Source organism: Flavobacterium humidisoli (genome assembly GCF_023272795.1).
Lineage (GTDB): Bacteria > Bacteroidota > Bacteroidia > Flavobacteriales > Flavobacteriaceae > Flavobacterium > Flavobacterium humidisoli.
Map to the genome: position 1 here is coordinate 4703940 of NZ_CP096829.1, position 15493 is coordinate 4719432.

Genomic DNA, 15493 nt, shown 5'->3' on the forward strand with positions numbered 1-15493 from the left:
TAAATTATTTTCTTGTATTTATAATGAATTACCAATTCCTACCAAAACGATTGCAAGCATAATAAGCCCAATTCCCCAGAAAAAAGTCCTTAAAGTTTTTTTAGAAACACCTTTCCATTCTTTCAAATAAAATCCCCAGAAGTTTGCTGTTAAAATGATGGTTGCCATATGCAGAATCCACGAACTGGCACCATTTCCAAGTTTGCTTTCTCCCATTCCGTAAAAGAAAAACTGTAAAAACCACATGGTTCCAGCAAGAGCAGAAAACAAAACATTTTTAGTTATTGGAGTCGATTTATCTGTGTAATTTTTAATTGATTTGTTTTTAAAATTCAAATAAAGACACCAGATAAAATTGGATGTTAATCCTCCCCAAAGCAAAACAACATAAGTCACATTGTTTTGAAATAACGGATTTGCACCATTTACTACAGCATGTTCTGCCATAGATTTTCCAGCTTCGATTCCGTAATTAAAGAATGAACTTAAAATTCCTGAAATCACGGCTACGATCAAACCTTTTACTAAGTTGAAATCTTTATCCTTATCTTCGTGACCTGTTGCAAAATCCTTCTCTTTCAGCATACCTGCTTTTCCAGAAATGGCAATTCCGATTAGATATACAACCACACCAAATAAAACGATCTGACCACCAGTATTAGTAAGCATGTGAGAAAATGAAATCTTACCCTCTGTTGGAACAATATCATAATAAATTGAAGGCACTAAAGCTCCAAATGCAGAGCAGAATCCTAAAGTAATTGAGTTTCCTAAAGACATTCCTAAATAACGAACGCCTAAACCATAGGTTAAACCGCCAATTCCCCAAATTAACCCCATTGTAAAAGTGAAGGTTTTTATTGATGGAGAAGCTGCCGCAATAATTTCTGTAAAATTTGGAATCGTTAAATAAGCTGCAATTGGCGGAACAATCAGCCAAGAGAAAAACCCTCCTACAAGCCAATAGCTTTCCCAAGCCCAGTCTTTTACTTTTTTAAAAGGCATATAAAAACTACCCGAAGAAAATCCTCCGATAGAATGAAAAATGATTCCTAATAATGATTCCATTTAATAATTTTTGGTTTTTGGTTTGTTAGATAGTGATTTGGTTTTGTAAAATAAGAGAATGTCAAAAACAAAACTGTCCTGTACTATCCTTTACGTATTTTATATTTTTTGTTAAAACTAAAGATTATTACAAATAACGGCTTGTAATTATTGGGTAAATAAATTTAAAATGGCTATTTTAGCAATCGATTTCGTAATTATTGATTCTGCATTAAGGTCAAAATTTAGAAATCATAAAAAAAAGATTACAAGCCTTGACAAATTCTCTTTTTTTATGACAAAAATGATTCTGTGAATTAGATTCTTTTTGAAAGAAGAGATTTTAAAAAAAATATTTAGAATTAAAATGAGTTTCGCCGAAATGCGAAATAAATTTCCTCACAATGAACATGATTAAACTTATTAAAATAGACGAAGACTCTCGAGTTCCCAAATACAAACAAATTGTTGACTCTATTCTTCAGAACATCGCCAACGGAAATTTAAAAATCAATCAAAAAATTCCTTCTATAAATAGTTTCAGCGAAGAATTCTATATGTCTCGTGATACTGTTGAGAAAGCCTATAATATTTTAAAAGAGCGAAAAATCATTTCTTCAATTAGAGGAAAAGGCTATTACATTACTCGAACAAAATTGGAATCTAAGGTCAATATTTTATTTCTGACCAATAAATTGAGTTCGTATAAAATGAAAACCTACAGCTCCTTTATTAATACTTTAGGCGCAAATGCCCATGTTGATCTTCAAATTTATCACTGTGACGAAACTTTATTTCTGAATATTTTAGATAAGTTTGAAGGCGCTTACGATTATTACGTCATTACAACACATTTTAAAACAGAAGAATTAAAGCATTCCAGTTTTACAGATAGTGTTGTTAATGCTATTAAAAATATTCCGCAAGAAAAGCTGGTTATTTTAGACAATATTAAACTTGGAGCTGGAGATGAAGTAATCAAAATTTATCAGGATTTTGAAAATGACATTTACAACGCGCTAATAGAAGGTCTTTCTAAAATATCCAAATACAAACGTTTAATTCTAGTATATCCAGACAAAGCGGTTAATCCGTATCCGAGAAGAATTTTGCACGGATTTAGAAAATTCTGTGTGGAACATGAAATCAATTTTGAAATTCTGAGTGAAGTTTACGATGATATGATTCTTAAAAAAGGAGATTTATTTATCACTATTGAAGAATCTGATCTGGTCAATTTAGTGAAACAGATTCGCGATGAAGAGTTTGTTTTAGGAAAAGATATCGGTGTCATTTCATACAATGATACTCCTTTAAAAGATTTACTTGGCATTACTGTAATGTCTACAGATTTTAATGTAATGGGAGAAACTGCTGCGAGAATGATTTTGAATAAAGAAAAAGGTCAGGTAAAAGTGCCTTTTAATTTTATTGATAGAAATTCTATCTAAGATGCTAAGTTTCTAAGATGCTGAGATTCTGAGTTTTTTTCTCAGCATCTCAGCATCTCAGAAACTTACTTTTTATCATACGGAATATATTGATCCCACTCCCACGGTGTATAAGTGTCTTTGATTCCCGTTTCTAGTAAATATTTTATTATTTGACCTGTCGGATAGCTGTTAGACATGATCAGCATTGCAATTCCTTTGTCCTGAAAAACAATACTGTAATTTTGAAAACCAGAGCCCTGCCCTTCTTTAAAAGCTCCATATCCGTACGGTGATTTTACTATTCCCCAGCCCAGACCATAAGAAAGCTCCGTTTTATCATTCCAGTTACCATCTTCTAATGCTCCAGGTCCGAACTGATTTTTAGAACGAATGCGAATCTGCGGACTAAACATTTCTTTATATGATTTAGCACTTAATATTTTTTTATTCAAAATTGCTGTTATAAACTTGCTATAATCTTCTATTGTAGTTTCAAGCGTTCCTGCTCCTCTCGGTGCATTGTCTTTGTCTTTTTCCTGAATCTTTCCATCATTGTCATATCCGTAAGCATAATCTTTTTCAAATTTTTCTTGCCACTTATAGCTTGAATTTATCATTCCCAGCGGTTTGAATATTCTTTCCTGAGCCATTTCTTCTAAGGTTTTCCCAGTAATTTTTTCCAAAACAACTTGAAGATACGTAAGCCCTTCTCCAGAATAACTGTATCTAGTTCCTGGCTCAAACTTAACTTTGAGCTTTTCATCAGATTCGAACCAACGCCAGTTAGGCAAGCCAGAAGTATGATCGAGGCACATTCTAGCGGTTATTTTTTTATATTCTGGATATGATTTTAATTCTTTAAAATCTTCGTGCCATACTTTAAAATCATATTCATAAATAGGTTTCGGGAGATAATCCTGAAGCGGTTTGTCTAAGGTTATGACTCCTTCTTCTACTAATTTCATAACCAAAACAGCAAAAACCGCTTTACTTAAAGAAGCTCCATAAAGATTGGTCTGAAACTCTAACTTCTTTTTGGTTTCGACATTACTAAAGCCAAAAGTTTTCATATAAACAGGCTTTTTAGCATTAAAAACAGCTATAGCCAATCCTTTTACATCGGCTTTGTACATTAGGTTTTGAATAGTCGCGGTCAAACTATCGGTTGAAATTGTACTTCCGTCAAGCCGTTTTAAGGTGGAATTCTGTGCTTGAACAGAAATTATACTTATAAAAAAAATAATTAAAAGAAGATTTTTCATGATTTTGATTTATTAAGCATTAATCAATTCATTCTACTTTTTCACAAAGCCTTAGGAGCAATATGTTTACCTCAAACAACTTGATAATAAGTCAAGTAAAATGATTAAGAATTTTATAATTATTTTAAACCCCATTTTTTATTATATTTCAGTCCATATAATCATACAAATATATTCGGCGTAAAAGCATAAGACAATACTCATAAATAACCATTTTTATGAAAAACATAAAAGATGATTTGAGCAAACAGCTTTTGGAGCAAAAAAACTCAGGAAACATAAATAATAAAAAGGTTTTAAAAACATGTCAGGAAATTGCGCAGAATTTTGCTGATTTAGAAAATGGCATTGCTGTTTTAAGCGATTTATACAACAATAAAAGCTACATCTATTCGGGTAAAATTGCCCAAGAACTTGAAATTTTTAAAGAAGATCAAGTGCAAGAAATTGAGAGTATTTGGGAAGAAGAGCTTTTTGGCAAATTAAACTCAGATGATGTACTGCAAAAATATCTTTTAGAACTTCATTTTTTTCAGTTTATAAAAACGATTCCGACTGAAGAACGAAGAAACTTTTGTGTAATCAGTAAATTGAGAATGAATGATGAAACCACAGGAAAATCTTTATTGCACAAGATGTTCTATTTTTCAAATCAGTACGAAGATGTAGAATTGGCGCTTTGTTTCTACAATTTTGATTTTTCACTTGCCCTCCACTACGAAGGTGCAATAATAAATACCGCAACTGGAAATATTGTAAAACAAAATGTGAAAGAAAATGAATTCTTTCTTTCTGCACGAGAAAAAGAAATTCTTAAAATGCTTCAGGCAGGAAAACAAAGTAAAGAGATTGCAAACCTCCTATTTATTAGCATCAATACTGTAAGCCGTCATAGGCAAAACATTTTGGAAAAAATGAAAGTTAATAATACTGCTGAAGCATGTTCCATTGCCACGAAACTAAAGTGGATATAATTTTTTTTAAGATACTAAGTTGCTAAGGTTCTAAGATGCTAAGTTTTTTTTTTGCGGTGCGAAGTGACATACGAAGAAAGGCGCTAAGTTTTCTTTGAAAATACGAGATCTTTAAGTTTATAATTCTTTTCTCTTTTCTCTTTTCACTCTTCACTACTTTTAATCCATAAAAAAACCTCGTCGATTGACGAGGTTTTAGTTGTATTATTTTTTTGATTCTTCGATAGAAACTTTTCTGAACTCTTTTAAAAGTTTTTCAATTTCTAAAGTTGATTTACGTGCTCTTGGTCCAGCAGCTTTAATTCCTTTTTCAGTCAAAGATTCAGCTTCAGCTTTGAATGTTTCAATTTCGGCGTTGATTTTTACTAATAAATCTTTCATGCTTATATATTGTTAAATTAAGCCACAAAAATAAAAGTTTGTGTGATAGTTACAACAATTTTGCTGTTAAATTTAATGCAGTTTTTCATTCATTTTCTTTACAATAAATTGACTCTCCTATTTTTCAAAACACTTGTAAACACAAACTATTCACAATCAAACACTTATTTTTATCCTGTTTTCAAAATCGCTCTTTTAATGCTTTGTAGAAGTGAGGTTTTTTAATTTAAAATAAGCCTTTAAAACGCTTCTATTTGTTAATTTTTATATGGAAAAACTGCTCAGACAAGGAAAAAACTCCTCTATTGAGAGAGCTGCGTCGACTAATTTTCATTAAAAATAGAAATATTTACAGATCATAAATAAGAGCGAAAGAGTCCTTCTTCTGTAGCAATTATTTTATTTCGACTTTTATTTTAGCAGAAAGCTGCTTGGCTAAATTGGTCACATAATTAGTAAAAAATGCAGAATCATTAAAACCTTTATCGGCACTCAGTTCCCAAGCTGCAATCGCATAATAACTAATCTCTTTTTTATTATCAACTTTTAATTTTGCCAAATACGAATCGGTCAACTGTCCTGTTTTAGGTGCCTCAATATAACCTTGATAAATATTTGAAGGAACTAAAATTGCTGTTCCCAAAATCCATTGGCGTTCATAAGTCAAATAATCGTGCTGAATTAGACATATCCAATCTCCAGCTTCGATAACCTGTAGCGGATTTTTATTGTTCAAATTAGAAATGGCAGCTAGAAATGTTTCTTTGCCTTTAATGCCATCTATTGAAACCGTATTTTTATAACCATACATTCCTGGCCAAATAGAAGTTGTTTCCTGTACTTGGTAAAGATTTTCAGAGGCTTTCCAGTTTTGATAGTGATAGCTTAAAACAGAATTTACCGGTCCTTCTGCTACAATTTTAAAAGTCGTCTTTTCTACATTATTTATGGTGTCATTGCCCAAAATTCCAAGTCGGTCTATTTTATTATCAATCAACAATGCATAACCGCCTAAACCAACAGAATTCCCAACCGGAAAAATATCTCTTCCCCAATCGTACATCACGTGATAATTATCTTCAACCGCGCCTTTGCTATTTATACCAACGTTTTCGGGAGTTATTCCTGGAAGCTTTTTCCCAAATACATCTTTAGAATTTCTTCCGTCTAGATAATGTCTAAAACCAACTTTGTCATTCTCCCAAGTCGGCCCGTCTGTTTGGTATTTTTGATAACCTAATTTTTTATGAACCTGATTTGCCATTAAAACCTCTTGTGTATCTGGATGAACAGGAAGATCTTTTCCTTCTCGTTTTCCAAAACGTGCACTGGTTTTTATTGTAAACTTCGGATCTATATCTGACCATTTTAACTGAATGACTTTTTCTTCGTTTGGAGAAAAATCAGTTGTAAAGAAAAGTTCATCCCATTTTCCATCGCCATTAAGATCATTTGTCTGTGCTGGAATTGTATCTTTTTTTGAAAGTAAAATAGGGAAAACTCCTTTTACATTGCTTTCTCCTATATTCTCTCTTTTTATAGAAATTGCTTTTTGCGAGAGCGCCAGAGAACTACTATTTTTTAAAACAATTGTTTTTTCTGATACATTTTGAGAAACTTTGCAACTCGCTAATAATACTGTAACTAAAGTAATTGGAAGATAAAATAATACTCTTTTTTTCATTCTTTCTTTATTCTTTATTTTTTCAGAACAATTTAAGATTTTTAATTGTTATAATGACACTTAAAAATCAAAAAAACTTTAAAAATAAATAAAAAGCAGGATAATGAACAACAATTATCCTGCAATTTAAACACATTATTATCAAATAATATGATCGAAAAAAATATAAAAAATAAAATAAATTACATTAAAAAATACATCGCTTTATAATATTCATTAAACTTTGATTGTGACGTATTAGATGGCCTCACTGTCATTTTTTCTCTTTTGAAATCTAATTTCTTTTTCAGAAAGAGCTTTACTTCTTTAAAAATTTCACGACTAGTTTTTGATTCATCAAACAAAATCAAATTATTGATTCCCTCTAGAAAAGATAAGCTCCTGTAAAGTTGCCCATTAAACAAACAAACCAAAGTATTTGCTCTTTTTTCCTCTTGTAAAAAACTAAGCAATTCTTCTCTCTTGTAGACCACATAAATAATTCGATCGTATTGATTTATTGTGCCTTCACATGGTTCTGTAAAAGATTTTTCAAAAAATTCAAACTCATCTTTAAGTTTTCTCTTAAACATTTTCAGAAAAAAACCTTGATTATCAACCACTAAAACTCGCTCCTTTTGCATCTTTTTGTTTTTTGAAAAGTAAACTCCTCCATTGAACTGAAGAATTCACTACTAAAATATGTAGCAAAATTATAGTTGTATCAATAATTCATTAGCTCCAATAAGCCATAAAACAATCAGAATAAGGTATTTTTTGATATTGTTATTAAAAATGCATTAGACTTTTATCACGTGCATGACATGATTTTCAACAAATGAAACCAATTCTTCAATCTGTTGACAATTATGATCTTTCTTTGAAATAGAAATTATATAAGCATTTCTTTCCTTTACATAGAGAAATAAGAAATTTTTAGTCGAAATGACTTTTTCAATTTTTGTCCACTTATGTTTTAATTCTCTTATCGGAGATCGAACGCAAACATCAGAATAGGTAAAAGTGAGTTTATATCTGCTATAAAATTTGTTATACTTTATAAGCCACTTTGTTAAGAAGAATATCATTCTACATATCGCATCAAGACAAAAGAATTGAATGATTACTAACAAAACAAGTGTTACTAGACAACTGATGAACCATTGAAAAAGATCAGCTTCATTAATAAAATCGAGAAAAAGCATAACTAATGCAACGACAAAAAAAACATAGATTAGACGCTCCTTAAACAAGTGTTCAAAGTACATTTTGTTAAGTTTTCTAATTTCAGAAATATTCAACTGAAACTCTAATGAAAAATTAGCCGCTCTCATAATTTTATTTTCTCTGGTATATTATTCAATGCAAAAGTATATCAAGAAAAAAGGACTAAGTAGACTTAGAAGCTTTTATAATATTAAAATAAGGCTAGATTTATTTCTTTATTCTTTATTCTTTATTCTTCCATTATATTAAATGCTAAAAAAACAAAAGAGGAAACAAAAAGAAAAAGGGAAATACAAATTTCCCTCTCTCTTCATTATCTTAAATTTAAAAATGTTTTTACTTAATTCCGTTCTTAAGGTTCTTTAACGACGCATCTTTCGAAATTTTAATTTGGTTAATTACAATTTCAGCAATTTTATTTGCACCTAATAAGGAAAGGTGCGTATCATCGGCTTTGTCTGTATTATAAAAAGCATTTTCTCCTGCTTTGAAATGGAGATGAAGCTGCTTTGATTTTTCTGGCCCGTAAGATTGTTCTAATAATTCGGTGTAGTACTCTAAATCTATAAAAGGTACATTGTATTCTTGTGCAACCAATCGGGTTTCTAAAGGATAATCGCCATGTGTTGGCACCAAAACTCCTTTTTCGTTAAAGTTACGTCTTGAAATGGAAGTTAATAATATTGGAATAGCACCTTTTTCTCTGCTTTCTTTTACAAAACGAATCAGGTTGTATCTGTATGCCGTATGCGGATTGGTGAAACGCGTAGAATCTTCTATTTTCTGATCGTTATGTCCGAATTCTATAAAGACATAATCTCCTTTTTTAAGTTTGTTGTAAACAGAATCCCAGCGTTTTTCATTGATAAAGCTTCTAGTGCTTCGTCCGTTTACCGCTTTATTGATTACTGTTATGTTTTCTTTAAAAAAAGGTTGCAATACCTGAGCCCAACCATGTTCTGGATTTTTATCCGGATCTTTTTTATTTGCCATGGTAGAATCTCCAATGCAATACAATGATGTTTTTTGGGCAAAACTTACTGTGGTGATCAGAAGTGTTAGTATGATATATTTTTTCATTTTCTTTTGTTTTTTACTGCTAAGCTGCGGTTAAAAAAAAACTTTACGGTTAAAATCTAATGTTTTGACACCGCTGTTGGCACTCCAGCTTTTTGTCCTATAAAAACATCCGTCATCAAGACGTTTTCTGCATTTTCATTGGAGAGCGCATTTTTGGCTTCTTTGATTTCTATATTTTTTAAAGAGATGTTCTTGATTTTTTTATCTGCAAATCCCTGAATTACAATACCAGATTCTGACGCTTTGTTGCAGGTGATATTAGAGAAATATACATTTGATATTTCTGACTGATAACCCTTTCCTTCCCCGTGATAATTTGCCGTAATGTAGAGACAATCCTCTACTTGATCCAACTGAATATTTTGAACAAATATATTTTTAATATAGCCCCCACGATCGGCATTGGTTTTTAAATAAATGCCTCTTTTTAAATACCCTACGGTTTTGCAGTTCTCTACAAATACATTCTGAACGCCAGCCGACATTTCGCTGCCGATTACCACACCATGAAGCCCTTTGAAATTACAATTTCGTATCACAATATTTTGGCTAGGTGTTGCTACATTAGCCCTTCCTTCATGATCTCTTCCTGCTTTTATGGCAACATTGTCATCTCCATTGTCAAAAGTGACATTTTCAATTAAAACGTCTTTTGCATATTCTGGATCGATTCCGTCATTATTGTGATTTAAGGATTTGTAGCTAATCCCGCGAATGGTAATACTTTCTGATTTTAAAAGATGCAGACACCAGAATGGAGAATTTTCTATTCTAATATTTTCGACTAAAATGTTTTTGCAATTTAAAAACTGAATCATCTGCGGTCTTAAGAAATAGCCTTCTCCAAATTTTCTTTCGTTTAATGGTATATTGTTGTGATTCATATCACGGCTTCGATTTTTGCCTTCGTTTTCTTTTGCTTTAAAAGTTTTCCAGCTCTTTCCTCCTTCTCCATCAATTGTTCCTTCTCCTGTAATCGCTATATTGCTGCAATTATTAGCGTAAATCAGCGGACTGTAATTATACAGCATTGTACCTTCCCAGCTTGTTAAAACCAATGGTAAATAATCTTTCGAATTATCGCTGAATTTAATTTTGGCTTCTTTTTCTATTTTCAAATTTACATTACTGACAAAATGAATCGGGCCATTAATTTTATAAACTCCTTTTGGAACAATTATGGTACCGCCATTATTCTTTTTACACAAGGCCATTGCTTTATCAAAGGCTTTTTTATTATCGGTAACAGAATCTCCTTTTGCTCCCAGTTTTAAAATATTTATCTGATAAGCAGGTATTGCCGGAAGCTGAATATTCTTTACAATAGCATCTACTTTTGCTGACGGAAAATCTCCGTTTTGTGCAAAACAAGTGCTAGATAAGAGTATTAGGAGTAAATGTTTAAGATTCATGATTATCGTTTTTTAAGTTTTCAGTATAAACCTAGACGGCAACTAAAAATACCAGTTTGCAACCTTATCTTTTAGAATGTTTTCTATAGAATACTGTCCTGCTTCTTTTTTAGAAAGCTGATGCGACCACGTAACTCTTTTAGATGGCTGAAAACCTTCACCGGTGCAATTGTATTCTGCATAAAAAGCTTTTTTTTCAGCTTCTGGTTTAGACCAGTTTTCCCAGCCTTCTGGTTTAATTTGTTTTCCCATTTCGCAGTTTATAAAAACTGTTTTAGCATAAATACGCCACGGTCTTCCTAAATACACCTCTTTTGCATCTGGAGCTGCAGTCAGTTTACAATTTTTGAAAACAAAACCAAACGAAGTTCCTTCTGGGGTTGAAGCCGCTGTGATATACGAGCTTTTAATACTGTGAATCGTACAGTTCTCAAATAAAGCTGTTGCACCTCCAAAAATAAAATCTGTTGTACCTTCTATGTAACAATCCTTAAAATATTGCTTTGCTTCTTTTCCAGACAAATACAACGTATCTTGATTTCCTAAAAGATTACAGTTTATAATTTTAGCGCGGTTTGCTACAACAGACAACGCAATAGCTTGTCCGTGCTCACCAGAAGTATTTTTAATCGTTAGGTTTGATGCCGTAAAATCATCCCCTTCAACCAAAAGGGTGTACGTATAAAAAGTACTATTTCTTCCTAAAGCTATTCTTGAAAAATTATCATCAAAAGTAATAATGGTATTTTCTTTACTTTCACCTTTCAGAAATACATTATTATTCCATTCTGGAATTCGAACCTTTTCGTTATAAATTCCGTTTTTAATAAAAATAGTTACTTTCTCATAAGGAAAAGCGGGTGTTGCATAAATTGCATCTTGAATTTTGGTAAAATCTCCAGAACCATCTTGTGCTACAGTAATATAATCTACAATTTTCTTTTCGGCTGCACCTACTTTCGTACCGTTTTTAACTGCCCAGTCTGGAAATTTTTTTAAAACTTCCTGCGGTGCTTCCGAATACCATGAATAGCCATTTCTTCTTTCTGATCCTATTTGGTCCAATGATTTTTTTCTGATTCCGTCGCGGTCACAAAAGAAAGGTTCATTGGTTTCCAAATCCATAAATCTTGCCCAGATCGGTTTGGCATTTGTAGCAGGAATCATTTTTTTATCTACAATTTTTCCTGCGTCGTTTAAAACTCTTTTTTCTTCTAAATTGGTAATTTTAGTTTTTTCGAACCATTCTACAGCACTTTTAACAGCAGTTACAACCTCTCTTGACGGTTTATTAATAGACATTAAAAGCAATACTATTTTTGTCGATTCATAACCGCTTAACGAAGCCAATTCAAAAGCTCTTGCATTTGCTGGAGCCAAAGTTACTTCGTCATGCTGAGCACACCAAGCGGTTAAAACACCGTTTTGCTTGTATTGTGTTTTTAGAATACAATCGATTCCTTTATCAAATGATTTTCTGCATTTTTCAACAATTTCTTTTGAAGGTTTAATGCTGTAATAATCCGATTCGTCTGCTACGGCTTTTATTACATTCATAATATTAACCATCGAATCATCATTGTAGGTAATGTGCGTATAATATCCTTTCTTTAATGGATAAAACTGAGGCCATCCTCCGTTAGGATATTGAGCTTCCAGAAGATAATTTAGCCCATTTAAGAAAGATTCTCGGTAACGTTCGTCTTTGACCTGCTCATACATTCTTGACATAAAAAGCATTTCCTGACAAGTTGCTCCGTTGTCTGTAGTAGTTTCTACAGCTGTTTTTTTAAGAGCAATCAAATCTTTTTTCTGCTTTTCGGTCAGCTCATCCTGCATTTGAATATTCTTTGGCCAGCCTCCGATATCTCTTTGGTAGAGCAGTACATTTTCTGCCACTCTTTTTGCGTCTGCGGTTGCAAACCAAGCAGCATCACTCTTGCGAATAATTTCTGGCCACCTTTTGTATGTATTCTGAGCATTTACAGCAAAACTGCAAAGGCATAAAAAAAGCATTATTTGTTTTTTAAACTGTATCATTTCCTACTTATTTTGTTACTCTGAACCAATCAACAGCAACATTTCCTGAATCATTTTTAACTATCTCGCCCAGAGCAAAAAGTCCAACTTTAGCTCCAATCCATTTTCCTTCTTTAGCAGTAAAATCTTTTCCTATGGTTTGATAATTTTTATCGTCTAAACTATACGAAAAACTACAGATAGCACCTTTACTAATTTTTACTCTTAAATAAATGGTGTTTTGCTCAATTAATATAGGCTTATTTTCAGTCTCTGAAACCGTTTTATCAAAAGTTCCTGTTTTCTGGTTTAGATATAATTTTCCATTTTCATTTTTAAAATTCAGATAACTATAATCTAACCCCATAACTATCAAACCTGTACTTTCTCCATTTAATCTTGCATTAAAAGTCAGTTTTGTGGTCGCCGTAAATTCTTCTGCCGGAAATTTTTGCAAGAGTAAATTTGGAGCATTAAAAATGTTTTGGGTTGTGGTATTGCAAAACAAATTCAAATAACCCAAACTAGTTGGAAAACCAAAATTGGTCTGTTTATTTGCTTGCCATTGCCATTGTAATCCTAATTTTGGTTCGTTAAATTCATCTGAAGTTGCTGGAACTTCAATCGGATATTTTTTACCCACATTTGGTTTCTTGTAGGTCGTTACAGGTTCGCCTATTCCATTTTTATCAAAATCTTCCCCCATAACCGGCCAGTCATTCACCCATTTCATTGGCTGTAGATGCACAATTCGACCATAAGCGCCTTTGTCTTGAAAATGAAAAAACCAATCTTCACCCGTCTGAGTCGTTACCCAAGCCCCTTGGTGTGGCCCATTTATTGTTGTTGAACCTTGTTCTAGAACCTTCTTTTTTTCATAAGGTCCGAAAACATTTTTCGACCTTAAAACCGTTTCCCACCCTGTTGGAACTCCTCCTGCTGGAGCAAAAATGTAATAATATCCATTTCGTTTGTAAAATTTTGGACCTTCAATTGTGCCTTCGCTTTCATGGCCGTCAATAACCATAACTTCATCATTATTCACTACAGTTCCATCTGGATTCATGCTACAAACGACTAGCAAGCTTTTAATCTGAGCACGACTTCCTGCAAAAGCATGCACCAAATAAGCTTTTCCATCATTATCCCAAAGCGGACTCGGATCTATCAATCCAACTCCTGCTTTAACTAAAAGCGGCTCAGACCAAGGCCCTTCCGCTTTTTTAGCTTTTATCATATAAATTCCGAAATCTGGATCTGGATAATAGATGTAAAATTCTTTGTTATGATAATTGATGCTTGGCGCCCAAACTCCGTTTCCGTGCTGTACGTTATCGTAAGTTTCAAATGGTGGCTGTTTTGTCAAAGCGTAGCTTATAATTTTCCAATTTACCAAGTCTTTTGAATGTAAAATCGGTAACCCTGGAATACAATTAAAAGAAGAAGCTGTCATATAATAATCATCGTCTACGCGAACAACATCTGGATCTGAATAATCGGCATGAATAATCGGATTGGTGTATGTTCCATCTCCGTTATCTGGCACCCAAACTTGTGCAGTATTCTTTTGAAAACAAAAAACGGAAAGAAGAAATAGGATGATTTTTATATTTTTCATTTTTAACTGTTCTTTTTATTTAAACCCGACAGGTTTTTAAAATCTGTCGGGTTCGTAACTCCCTTTTTATTTGAAGTGTTTTCTTTGCCATTCTTCAACTTCGCTCAGGAAGTCAAAGCAATTTTTGCAATTGATAATTGTCAACTAATCCATTATCTGTTTAACTCCAAAGCAGCTAAAATAAATGGCCCAGTTGCTTTGGGATCATTGTCTTTTTTTCTTTCGTTTACGTAATATTCGTAAGATCCATCACGATATGGATTTCCTCCTAAACCTGCCACTTGGCAACAGTTTGTTAATGTGATTCCTCCATCTTGATCCACTTTTTTGATTAATACAGTTGTTAATCCGTCAAAAGCTTTGTTGGCTGCTTTTTTAAATTTCGATGGTAAATATCCTTTGTTTGCTCCTTTTGCAAAAGCATATGAAAACATTGCAGATCCAGAAGCTTCTAAATAATTGTCTTTTTCACCTCCTTTATCTGTAACTTGATACCACAACCCAGATTTATCTTGGAACTTTAGTAAAGCCTCAGAAACATTGTTTAAATACTGAATCAATTCTTTTCTTTTTGGATGATCTTTTGGCATGTAATCTAAAACATCAACCAAAGCCATTACATACCAGCCCAAAGATCTAGACCAGAAGTTTGGAGAGTTTCCTGTTTCTTTATTTGCCCAAGGCATTTGTTTGCTTTCGTCCCATCCGTGGTATAATAATCCTGTCTTTGGATCTGTTGCTTTAAGCTGAATCAATTCGAATTGTTTTGCGATGTCATCAAAGCTTTTTCCGTTTTCGAATTTAGCTGTGTATTCTGCGTAGAATGGCTCTCCCATGTACAAACCATCCAACCACATTTGATTTGGATAAATTTGTTTGTGCCAGAATCCGCCGCTTTGTGTTCTTGGCTGTTCTGCAAGCTGTTTACGAATTAATTGCAATGCTTTTAAATATTTATCTTCTTTTGTATAGGCATAAACATCAAAAAGCAAACGTCCTGGCAATACTAAATCAATATTGTATTTATCAAATTCGTATGTATTAATGCTTCCGTCAGCTTGTACCAAATTATCAACGTATCCTTTTATATAAGCTTTATATCTAGGATCTGGATTTTTTTTATACAATTCTTCAATGGAATGCAATACTAAAGCGTGAACGTAATCCCACTTTGGTTTTTTAGCGTCGTCGATCATGTATGCCTCTGGATGGCGTTTCATCAATGTCAAGGCCATTTTATCAGACCATTTTGCATTCTTTCCAATCACAATCTCTTTTGCTGGTTCCTGCGATGTTACTTTACAACTTGTAATGGTCATAAAACAAGCCATCAAAATCGACATAAAATAACTTTGCTTTCTACTATTTTTCATTTCA

Annotated in this window: 13 protein-coding genes; 2 read left to right on the top strand and 11 right to left on the bottom strand. The window is 32.7% G+C overall.

Going from position 1 to position 15493, the window contains the following annotated elements:
- Positions 1-18: 18 nt before the first annotated feature.
- Positions 19-1068 carry an L-rhamnose/proton symporter RhaT gene (rhaT, locus tag M0M44_RS19905; protein WP_248727277.1) on the bottom strand — a complete coding sequence of 350 codons (1050 nt, stop codon included), beginning with the start codon at positions 1066-1068 and terminating at the stop codon, positions 19-21.
- Between the two features lie 389 nt (positions 1069-1457).
- On the opposite strand from rhaT, the gene M0M44_RS19910 reads away from it, so the two are divergent.
- Positions 1458-2498 carry a GntR family transcriptional regulator gene (locus tag M0M44_RS19910; RefSeq protein WP_248730016.1) on the top strand — a complete coding sequence of 347 codons (1041 nt, stop codon included), beginning with the start codon at positions 1458-1460 and terminating at the stop codon, positions 2496-2498.
- 65 nt (positions 2499-2563) lie between these two features.
- Here the strand turns inward: M0M44_RS19910 and M0M44_RS19915 are convergent, their stop codons facing one another.
- The gene (locus M0M44_RS19915) at positions 2564-3742 is read right to left on the bottom strand and encodes a serine hydrolase domain-containing protein (RefSeq protein WP_248727278.1); all 1179 of its coding nucleotides are present in this window, start codon (positions 3740-3742) and stop codon (positions 2564-2566) included.
- Between the two features lie 218 nt (positions 3743-3960).
- On the opposite strand from M0M44_RS19915, the gene M0M44_RS19920 reads away from it, so the two are divergent.
- Positions 3961-4716 (top strand): response regulator transcription factor, encoded by a 756-nt coding sequence (locus M0M44_RS19920; protein ID WP_248727279.1) that lies wholly within the window; start codon positions 3961-3963, stop codon positions 4714-4716.
- Positions 4717-4920: 204 nt separating this feature from the next.
- Here M0M44_RS19920 and M0M44_RS19925 read toward each other — a convergent pair whose 3' ends face one another.
- From M0M44_RS19925 to M0M44_RS19960, 9 genes are all read right to left on the bottom strand, one after another.
- Positions 4921-5097, bottom strand: coding sequence for a histone H1 (locus tag M0M44_RS19925; protein WP_008467640.1), 177 nt, complete (start codon positions 5095-5097; stop codon positions 4921-4923).
- Between the two features lie 394 nt (positions 5098-5491).
- Entirely contained in the window at positions 5492-6781 is a 1290-nt protein-coding gene (locus M0M44_RS19930) for a DUF4861 domain-containing protein (protein WP_248727280.1), read from the bottom strand.
- A gap of 182 nt (positions 6782-6963) precedes the next feature.
- A complete protein-coding gene (locus M0M44_RS19935) occupies positions 6964-7404 on the bottom strand; it encodes a hypothetical protein (RefSeq protein WP_248727281.1) in 441 nt (146 codons plus the stop codon).
- Between the two features lie 156 nt (positions 7405-7560).
- Positions 7561-8094, bottom strand: a complete 534-nt coding sequence (locus tag M0M44_RS23965; RefSeq protein ID WP_420842744.1) for a YcxB family protein — start codon at positions 8092-8094, stop codon at positions 7561-7563.
- A gap of 229 nt (positions 8095-8323) precedes the next feature.
- Complete coding sequence (locus tag M0M44_RS19940) at positions 8324-9067, bottom strand: rhamnogalacturonan acetylesterase (protein WP_248727282.1); 744 nt, start codon at positions 9065-9067, stop codon at positions 8324-8326.
- A gap of 56 nt (positions 9068-9123) precedes the next feature.
- The gene (locus tag M0M44_RS19945) at positions 9124-10479 is read right to left on the bottom strand and encodes a glycoside hydrolase family 28 protein (protein ID WP_248727283.1); all 1356 of its coding nucleotides are present in this window, start codon (positions 10477-10479) and stop codon (positions 9124-9126) included.
- Positions 10480-10521: 42 nt separating this feature from the next.
- Positions 10522-12519, bottom strand: coding sequence for a pectate lyase (gene pelA, locus M0M44_RS19950; RefSeq protein ID WP_248727284.1), 1998 nt, complete (start codon positions 12517-12519; stop codon positions 10522-10524).
- 7 nt (positions 12520-12526) lie between these two features.
- The gene (locus tag M0M44_RS19955; RefSeq protein ID WP_248727285.1) at positions 12527-14116 is read right to left on the bottom strand and encodes a glycoside hydrolase family 43 protein; all 1590 of its coding nucleotides are present in this window, start codon (positions 14114-14116) and stop codon (positions 12527-12529) included.
- 152 nt (positions 14117-14268) lie between these two features.
- Positions 14269-15489 (bottom strand): glycoside hydrolase family 88/105 protein, encoded by a 1221-nt coding sequence (locus M0M44_RS19960; protein ID WP_248727286.1) that lies wholly within the window; start codon positions 15487-15489, stop codon positions 14269-14271.
- Between the last annotated feature and the right edge of the window lie 4 nt (positions 15490-15493).